The sequence below is a fragment of the Bifidobacterium sp. genome (genome assembly GCF_050874245.1).
Taxonomy (GTDB): Bacteria; Actinomycetota; Actinomycetes; order Actinomycetales; family Bifidobacteriaceae; genus Bifidobacterium.
Map to the genome: position 1 here is coordinate 1 of NZ_JBNMKH010000073.1, position 8,814 is coordinate 8,814.

Genomic DNA, 8,814 nt, shown 5'->3' on the forward strand with positions numbered 1-8,814 from the left:
ATCGCATGCCCCGGGGCGGAGGTCCGTAGTACATCGCCCCTGACCGCCCCTGGATGCGGAAAAACCCGCCGTTTCGATGCCGTGGAAAACGGCGGAACGACGGGCTTTCTTGGTCGGACCAGCGGGATTTGAACCCGCGACCCCTTGACCCCCAGTCAAGTGCGCTACCAAACTGCGCTATGGTCCGAACGGTGTGAAAAGCACCGAAAAAGAAACATAGCATACTTGACGTCTTTTTTCAAAATGCATCGTGTCGCGCGATCAAAAAAAACTTTGAAACCAAGAACCTTCCGACCGCATATGGGTGCACCCACAATAAAATAATCCACGAATTCGGGGTTATGCCCCATTGTCCAAGCCAATATGTCGTATCATGTAACACGTAGTCACGTCCGCATGGAAGGGAATGACATTGACTGAAGAGGACGTATTCGATCTCTCGGCGGCGAAGATGAGAGAGCACGGGATGACCGATATGGCCATCGCCCAGTTCAAGCGCCTGTACGAAGTTTGGCGCAATGAGGAAGCCAGCAGCTGGATTCGCGAAAGCGATGTCGAGCCGTTGACCAGTGTTCCCAGCTTCCATGACGTATACGAGACCATCAACCATGAGAAGGCCATCGACGCGTTCGCCAAGACGGCTTTTCTGAAGCTCAACGGTGGTTTGGGCACTTCGATGGGGCTTGATTGCGCCAAGTCTCTGTTGCCGGTACGCCGGCATAAGGCACGTCAGATGCGTTTCATCGACATCATTATCGGGCAGGTGCTTACCGCCCGTGCCCGACTTGGCGTCGAGCTGCCGCTTACCCTGATGAATTCTTTCCGCACCTCCAAAGACACCATGAAGGTGCTGCACGCCAACAAGAAATTCCATCAGGATGGCGTGCCGATGGAGATCATCCAGCATCAGGAGCCGAAGATCAGTGCCGAAACCGGTCTGCCGGTCAGCTTCCCGTCGAATCCCGAACTTGAATGGTGCCCACCGGGCCATGGAGACCTTTTCTCCACCATCTGGGAATCCGGTCTGCTTGATTCACTTGAGGCACGTGGCTTCAAATACCTGTTCATTTCGAATTCCGACAATCTGGGAGCACGTCCTTCGCGCACGCTTGCCCAGCATTTCGAGAACACCGGTGCTCCGTTCATGATTGAGGTTGCCAAGCGTACCCCAGCCGACCGCAAGGGCGGTCATATCGTGAGGGACAAGGCCACAGGGCGCCTGATGCTTCGTGAGATGAGCCAGGTCCATCCGGACGACAAGGATGATGCTCAGAATATCGATAAACACCCGTATTTCAATACGAATAGCATCTGGGTGCGTATCGATGCGCTGAAGGCGAAGCTCGCGGCATACGATGGCGTGCTTCCATTGCCGGTGATTCGAAACAAGAAGACAGTTGATCCTACCGACCCGTCCAGCGAGCCGGTCATCCAGCTGGAAACTGCCATGGGTGCCGCGGTGTCTTTGTTTGACGGGGCGACATGCGTGTGCGTGGACCGTATGCGATTCCTTCCGGTGAAAACCACTGACGATTTGTTTATTATGCGGTCCGACCGATTCCATCTAACGGACCAATACGAGATGGAAGATGGCAATTACGTCTTCCCGGATGTTCATTTGGATTCGCGTTATTACAAAAACATCCATGATTTCGACGCTCGTTTCCCTTACGGAGTGCCATCTTTAGCTGCTGCAAAATCCGTCGAAATCGACGGTGATTGGACCTTCGGCAGGGATGTGATGCTGTTCAGTGATGCGCATCTGAAAGATCAAGGGGAGCCGAGTTACGTACCGAACGGCGAGTATGTCGGTCCGCAAGGTGTGGAACCGGATGATTGGGTCTGATTCAAGGGGGCAGTGCAACACGAAAATCCATATTTTTTCGTGAAATAGGCACAAACAGGTCGAAAAACCTCTATCATAGGATGGTGTGTGCGGCTTACAAAGCCAAACACTTAAGACGAAACGTTAACGAGACGTGAGGACTAATGGCTGAGGGAAGTAACGGTAGGCGTCGTTTTTCCGACAAATGGGGCAAGCACGAACTTGATGTGTTGGCGGTGCTTTCCTCAGCCTTCCCCCAATGGCTTACCTCTCGTCAAATCGCGCAACGTGTGAAAGCTTATGCGGATTCCTATGGAGAGCTTGCCGACCAAGCGGCGAAAGCGGCTTTTGCAAAGCAATTCCAGCGTGATCGTGCCAAGCTGGCTGCCATGGGTATCGCCATCGAATCGAGACAACCTGAATATTCCTCCAAGTCGGAAGGCCAGGACTTTGCCTCGTACCGTCTGCAATTAGGGGATGAGCCTCGCGTGCGTTTGCTGTTCGGGGATGACGATCTGCCGATTCTCGCCGCTGCGAATTATCTTGCGAGATCCATGTCGATTTCCTCCGCTCCCGCGCATGAGCCCCAACACACCTCACGTACGGCACCGCGCGTGCCGCAGACTCCGATTCCGGGTCTTGGACTTGATTCCATCGCGCCGGGACTTGGCACGCAATCCATTCCCGACGAACTCGTCAAAGTGGTGGATCAGCGGCGTTTCGCCGCAACGGTGGATGTTGACGGCGAGCATCTGAACGTCGCCTACACCGATTCCGACGATCTGGCCATGTTCGTGCTGTCCCATCCGGGAGCCTCCATTGTGAGTCCTCCGGAAGCAGTGGACGCGTTCAATCGTCGTCTGCATGCGGCCACGCAGTTCCTGCCGGCCGATGAATCCACCGGCGCCGACAGTTCAACCGTGGTTTCCCCGGAAATCAACCGTAATAGTCCGGATGATGATGCCGAGGAAGGAAAGGGACGTCCGAAGAAGAATTCGGCATTCCAAACCGGTAGCGAAGTTGATCGCCGTTTGCGTCTGATGTTGTTCCTGTCCGCGCATATGGGAGAGGAATATTCGCTGGAAGAGCTTGCCGAGCGCTTCATCGGCAGACCGAAGTCCGAAGACGAATTGAAGAAGTTCGTCAACATCATTCATAAGGACATCAATACGTTGACCACGGTGTCCGATGACGGCGAAATGGCTGGAAGCCAGTTCTTCGACATCGATTGGTCGCTGCTTGACGCCGAGGGCATCGTGTCCGCCACGAATTCGCTTGGGCTTGAACGCCTCGCCGGAATCTCCCAGCAGTATCTGAGCATGCTGACCGCATCGGTGAGCTACCTTGCTCATTCCTCCCTGCTGCCGGACAAACTGCGTGAGCAGGCTGAATCGCTGTACAGCCGTCTGCGTCAGCATGTGAAGCCGGGGGACATGCCATGGTTGAGCCTTACCGGTTACGAAATGGAGCCAAGGAATTTCTCCATCGTCAAAAGCGCCATCTCCAAGAACATGCTGCTCGATATGGAGTATACAGACGGCGCAGGGCGCATTCAGCGCAAGTTGGTGGCGCCTGATAAGATTTTCGTCGACGAGGGTGTTTATTACGTGGCGGTCTGGACGGATGTGGCCAACGCGGCTCCCGCCGACAAGGCGAAGTTTGTCAAGAAGGACACGGCCATCAACAAGGCCACGGGTAAACCGCGTATCTGGCAGGTGCTGCGTATATCCCGCATCGAACATGCCGAGTTGGTCCAGCCGACCGAAAAGGTTGACATTCCGGATGTTCCTGCATCCGAACTGCGCAAGTGGAGCTTCGATAACGGCACTCCGGCCGTCTTCATCACCAATCAGGACGACCTGTCGTTCATCGACAGTCTGTCCGGTGCCACCGTCGAAAAATGTGGCGACGGCGAGAAAGTCCATCTGATCGTCTCCTCCGATTCCTGGTATGTCGCATTCTGCATCTCGCATGCGCGTCACATCACGGCTGTTGCACCGGAGACGTTGCGTACCATGATCGTCGCTCGCGCAAAGCACGAGCTGAGCATCGGCGACCATGAGAGCGAAGACTGACGGGAGAACCTATGCCTTGGTGGATCTGGCTGGTGCTTGTCCTGTTCATGCTGGCGATGTTGATCGCGGGTGGCGCATATGCGTGCATCCATGGCTATCAGGCTTTCAAGAACGTCGCAAAAGTTGGAGGACGTGCATCCAAACGTTTTGAAGCCATGTCCAAACCGCTGCCACAAGTGGAGAAGGACATGTCTCCATTCTTTACCCGACCGCTCAAGGATGCGACGGATCACTATGCCAGCGCCCATGCCGAAGTCATTCGGCGTCAAGGGGAGAAACGCACTCGTCATGCCCAGCAGTGGGCCGAATGGAAACATTTCAACGACTGATTCGAAAAGGAACCATGACTCATCATCGCCGTCGCGGCAACAACGGTATCGACAGGCAAACAAGCAAAGCGAACGCCGAACCATCACCGGCGCAACGGTATGCGGCATTCAGACAGGCGCAGTCAAAAAGAAAGTCGGTAGCCTCTAGGTTCGCCGAATCCATGCCGTTCGAATTGGATGATTTCCAGATTAAAGCCAATGACGCGTTGGAGGCCGGCGACAATGTGCTCGTCGCGGCACCCACTGGAGCTGGCAAGACGGTCGTTGCTGATTTCGCCATCTATCTGGCGCAGGAACGCAATGTCAAGGCTTTCTACACGACGCCAATCAAAGCATTGAGCAACCAGAAATACCATGATCTGGTGGAGACATACGGATCGGACAAGGTCGGTCTGCTCACCGGCGACACGTCCATCAACTCCGAAGCGGATATCGTGGTCATGACCACTGAGGTTCTGCGCAACATGCTGTATGAGCATTCCATGACATTGGAGGCATTGCGCTACGTGATCCTCGATGAGGTCCACTACCTCGCCGACCGGTTCCGCGGCCCGGTATGGGAGGAAGTAATCATCCACCTGCCGCAGAATGTGAGAATCATCGGCCTGTCCGCGACGGTATCGAACGTCGAGGATTTCTCCAAATGGATTGAATCCGTCCGGGGTGATACCACGTTGGTGGTATCCGAAAAGCGTCCCGTGCCGTTGGAGCAGCATGTGCTTGTCCAAGCCGACGACAATACTGAGCCTGAACTAATCGACCTGTACAGGCGGGATGCGAACGGCAATCAGACCGACAAACTCAATGCGCAGTTGGTGAATAGGCTCGATCAACTGGATCGCAAGGCGGCCAGACGCAGGGGAGAGCAGCGTCCCGACAAGCGCAAAGGTGGCAAGGGCGGCTGGAATGACCATTCCCGCAAACCGGAGCGGCATACCCCGCGCAGATGGGCGGTGGTCGACGAACTGAATTTCCTCGGCGTCCTGCCGGGCATTTATTTCATCTTCTCGCGTAACGGTTGCGACCAGGCTGTGGAACAATGCATCAATGCAGGTCTTGAACTCACCACCGATGACGAGGTACGCCGCATTCGCCGCATCGTCGATGAGATGGTCGAGGGACAGCTCAGCCAAGAGGATCTGAAGGCCCTACATTTCTCGCAGTTCCGTTTCGCGCTTGAGGAGGGGTTCGCGCCGCATCATGCCGGCATGGTCGCGCTTTTCCGTCAAATCGTCGAGCGATTGTTTGAAGAAGGCTTGGTGAAGGTCGTTTTCGCCACGGAGACGCTTGCCTTGGGTATCAACATGCCGGCACGATGTGTGGTGGTGGAAAAGCTCGAGAAATTCGATGGCACAGGCCATGTCGGACTGACACCGGGGGAGTTCACCCAGTTGACCGGTCGAGCGGGTCGGCGAGGCATCGACACCATAGGACACGCGGTGGTCGTGGACCATCACGGCTTTATACCAGCGACCGCTGCCGCATTGTCTAGCAAGCGCGTCTATCCGTTGCATTCCAGTTTCAAACCGACTTTCAACATGGCAGTGAACCTGCTTAATTCTAGCGATTACGAGACGGCTCGCATCACGCTCGACCGCTCATTCGCACAGTGGGAAGCTAACGAATCCGCCTGGCAGCTTGAGGCTCAGATGGATACGCTTCGCAAGGCATTGGATGGATACGAACAGGCCTTCGATTGCGAATTTGGCGATTTCAAGGAATTCATGCGCCTGCGCATGCGGCTAAGCGATTTGGAGAAGAACGAGCGTCGCAGACTCAAGCATGAGGTTTTCCGTACGCAAAAAGCGCGCGGGGAAGCGTTCAAGGCTCTTGACAGACGTATCGCGAAGCTGCGTGAAGAGGAACGCGAACACCCCTGTCGAAAGTGTTCCGATATCCAGCAGCATCTTAAATGGGGACATCGGTGGGCTCGTGAGATGCGTGAATTGGAACGGGTACGGAATCGGTATGATTCGCGTACGGGTTCGGTCGCACGCCAGTTCGATCGCATCTGCAACGTGCTCGAAGAACTCGGATATCTCCAGAGATTTGAGGGAAGCGCCGATGATCAGGTCGATTATCGACTTACCGAACAAGGTCAGTTATTGCGCCACCTGTACAGCGAGCTGGATCTGGTGCTCGCTCAAGCGATTGACGATGGCGCGTTCAATGGCCTTGATGCGGCCGAATTAGCCAGCGTTGTCATGTCCCTGATATACGAGCCGCGCAGGGGCAGTGGGGGAGAGCCCCGTCACTATCCAGGCGGAATCCAAGGCAATGTGGCTGTCTGCGCGGCACAGCTCAAGGGTGTGCACGCGTCGATCGCCATGTTGTGCGAGGACCATGCGCTTGGCGAGATGCGTCAGCTTGATTTCGGAATCACCGACGTCGTTTACGAATGGGCACAAGGGGAGAGTCTGTCACGCGTGCTATACGGCACTGATTTGACCGGCGGCGATTTCGTGCGTAGTTGCAAGCGTCTCGCCGACGTATTGCAACAGATTGCCGTAGCAGGCCCGTATCTGGGCAAACGAGCCGAAACGCTTGCTTCAATCGCTAAACAGGCCTACGAAAGCGTCAATCGTGGTATCGTCGCATATTCCGGCGTCGATTGATTCATGGGCATTCCCAAGGGAATCGGGGAATAAACAACACGTCCGAACTGTTCTGTAGCTTAGAGTGAGCAGATAATCCAAGGAGGCAAAGGCAATATGGCAGAGCGCAGCCTACGAGGCATGAGCATTGGCGCAAAGTCGCTGGAATCCGATGACAATGTGGATTTCGCGGCACGAACCGACGTCGCATACATATGCCCAAAGGGACATCGTACGATTCTGCCATTCGCCGAGGGTGCAGAGTTCCCTGACGAGTGGGAGTGCCGTTGCGGCGCCGTCGCCCACCGTGAAGGTGACGATGACAGCGAAGCCGATGAAATCACCAAACCGACGCGTACCCATTGGGACATGCTTATGGAGCGTCGTACCGAAGACGAGCTGAAAGCGCTGTTGGAGAAGCGTCTCCAGATGCATCGTGATGGGTGGTTCCCGGATTACGAGTGAGTTATTTTCAGCGACTTGCATTTTGAACAACACCTGAACGAATGCCCGGTCATTGCGACCGGGCATAATCGTTATCGATACCGCTCAGATACAACAAATCAGGGAGAAGGTCAAACCCATGTCCGAACATCCGAAAAAAGTCGTTCTGCTTGACCTTGATGGCACGCTCACGAAATCCGATCCAGGCATCATCGGCTGTGTCGTCAAGACGTTCATGGAGATGGGATACCCGGTTCCGGACGATGCCGAACTGCATCGCTTCATCGGCCCGGCCATCAGCGAATCATTGCAGCGTAACGGCATTCCGGATGACAAGCTCGACGAGGGCGTACGAATCTACCGCAAATATTATTCCGATGAGGCCGTATTCGACGATCCGAACAATCCTGGAATGAAGGTGCCGGGACGTTTGAACAACACGATTTATCCCGGTATTCCCGAACAACTTGCCAAACTGCGCGCCGATGGGTACTATCTGGCGGTTGCCAGTTGCAAGCCGCAGTATCAGTGTATTCCGATTTGTGAGCATTTCCATCTGGACACCATGGTTGATGGCATCTATGGCGCCAGCAAGGACAATTCGCGCCTCGATAAGGACCAGGTGATTCGTTGGGCTTTCCAGCACATCGGTTTCGACGAGAACGCCGGAGACAAGGCTCTGATGGTCGGCGATCGATGGACCGACGCGGATGGCGCCAAGGCGTGTGGTCTCGATTGCCTGGGCTGTGGCTGGGGTTATGCGGAACCTGGTGAGCTCAAGGCTCATGGAGCGTATCGCGTTCTGGATTCCGTGGATGGGCTTGCACAGGCCGTCGAGGAATATTTCGCTGAGGTTTTCATGAACGCATCCTGATGAAATCCGCATCAAGGATGCTACGTCATTGCATGTGAAGCCCTGATCATACAAGAAGGCCGTTATGTCAGAAACGTATGGTCAAGGCTTCATTTTCCTTGAAAATCCGCCATTCCCGAAACGCCGATAATGTACGGTACATCACGTTATGTTCGGTTTCCAAAATACGGATAAAGTCCCAATATGTGAGATGAAGCACGTCACGGCCATTGGCGTGTCGCTTGACCTTACCCACCTTGCTCTGCGTATTCGTCAACTCGTGACCAAGTTTCGACGTCTGCGGGGTAGTGGCGGTTTTCGAGATCGTGCAGTACTTGGCAGCGGCTTCTATGCTGCTCACCTTGTCCAGGTCGATGACCTCGAACCGCTGGTTTTTCATCAGGGGAGCGGAGTAGCCGCAGCGTTTCGCCGTCTCCACCCATTCGGCGGCATACGCGCCGCTGAAATCAGCCGCCTCGGACCTGGAAAGCTTATGGTCGAAGATGTAGTAGCAGTGGAAGTGATCATGCCAGCCGTTAGCGTGACTGTATGTGACCTCCATGGCGCGCAGATAGCCGATTTCATGCGTCCGGCTAAACAAATCCTTGATACGCCGGTGGCTCCTGGACTTCCGCCAAACCTCCTGCGCCATCCTGGTCACAGCCTTTAGCGAATCACCCCGCTTATGACGCAC

General features: G+C 55.0%; 7 protein-coding genes and 1 tRNA gene. 6 read left to right on the top strand and 2 right to left on the bottom strand.

Annotated elements, in window-relative coordinates:
* Positions 1 to 110: 110 nt before the first annotated feature.
* Positions 111 to 187 (bottom strand) — tRNA-Pro (locus ACR0P8_RS07640).
* A 219-nt stretch (positions 188 to 406) separates the two neighbouring features.
* Here ACR0P8_RS07640 and ACR0P8_RS07645 point away from each other — a divergent pair.
* The 6 genes from ACR0P8_RS07645 (at position 407) to ACR0P8_RS07670 (ending at position 8,141) form a co-directional block, all read left to right on the top strand.
* Positions 407 to 1,846, top strand: coding sequence for a UTP--glucose-1-phosphate uridylyltransferase (locus ACR0P8_RS07645; RefSeq protein ID WP_432624516.1), 1,440 nt, complete (start codon positions 407 to 409; stop codon positions 1,844 to 1,846).
* 143 nt (positions 1,847 to 1,989) lie between these two features.
* The gene (locus ACR0P8_RS07650) at positions 1,990 to 3,900 is read left to right on the top strand and encodes a helix-turn-helix transcriptional regulator (RefSeq protein ID WP_432624517.1); all 1,911 of its coding nucleotides are present in this window, start codon (positions 1,990 to 1,992) and stop codon (positions 3,898 to 3,900) included.
* A gap of 11 nt (positions 3,901 to 3,911) precedes the next feature.
* Positions 3,912 to 4,229: a hypothetical protein gene (locus tag ACR0P8_RS07655; protein WP_432624518.1), complete on the top strand. Its 318-nt coding sequence runs from the start codon at positions 3,912 to 3,914 to the stop codon at positions 4,227 to 4,229.
* 14 nt (positions 4,230 to 4,243) lie between these two features.
* The gene (locus ACR0P8_RS07660) at positions 4,244 to 6,844 is read left to right on the top strand and encodes a DEAD/DEAH box helicase (protein WP_432624519.1); all 2,601 of its coding nucleotides are present in this window, start codon (positions 4,244 to 4,246) and stop codon (positions 6,842 to 6,844) included.
* 96 nt (positions 6,845 to 6,940) lie between these two features.
* Positions 6,941 to 7,288 (top strand): RNA polymerase-binding protein RbpA, encoded by a 348-nt coding sequence (locus ACR0P8_RS07665; RefSeq protein WP_026646045.1) that lies wholly within the window; start codon positions 6,941 to 6,943, stop codon positions 7,286 to 7,288.
* Between the two features lie 118 nt (positions 7,289 to 7,406).
* Positions 7,407 to 8,141 carry an HAD hydrolase-like protein gene (locus tag ACR0P8_RS07670; RefSeq protein ID WP_432624520.1) on the top strand — a complete coding sequence of 245 codons (735 nt, stop codon included), beginning with the start codon at positions 7,407 to 7,409 and terminating at the stop codon, positions 8,139 to 8,141.
* A gap of 67 nt (positions 8,142 to 8,208) precedes the next feature.
* Here the strand turns inward: ACR0P8_RS07670 and ACR0P8_RS07675 are convergent.
* Positions 8,209 to 8,814: hypothetical protein (locus ACR0P8_RS07675; protein WP_432624521.1), on the bottom strand; the 606-nt coding region annotated here is incomplete at its 5' end.

Coding starts and splice junctions, on each gene's coding strand:
- ACR0P8_RS07660 (WP_432624519.1), top strand. CDS start 4,244: ATGACTCATCATCGCCGTCGCGGCAACAACGGTATCGACAGGCAAACA.
- ACR0P8_RS07645 (WP_432624516.1), top strand. CDS start 407: ATGACATTGACTGAAGAGGACGTATTCGATCTCTCGGCGGCGAAGATG.
- ACR0P8_RS07650 (WP_432624517.1), top strand. CDS start 1,990: ATGGCTGAGGGAAGTAACGGTAGGCGTCGTTTTTCCGACAAATGGGGC.
- ACR0P8_RS07670 (WP_432624520.1), top strand. CDS start 7,407: ATGTCCGAACATCCGAAAAAAGTCGTTCTGCTTGACCTTGATGGCACG.
- ACR0P8_RS07665 (WP_026646045.1), top strand. CDS start 6,941: ATGGCAGAGCGCAGCCTACGAGGCATGAGCATTGGCGCAAAGTCGCTG.
- ACR0P8_RS07655 (WP_432624518.1), top strand. CDS start 3,912: ATGCCTTGGTGGATCTGGCTGGTGCTTGTCCTGTTCATGCTGGCGATG.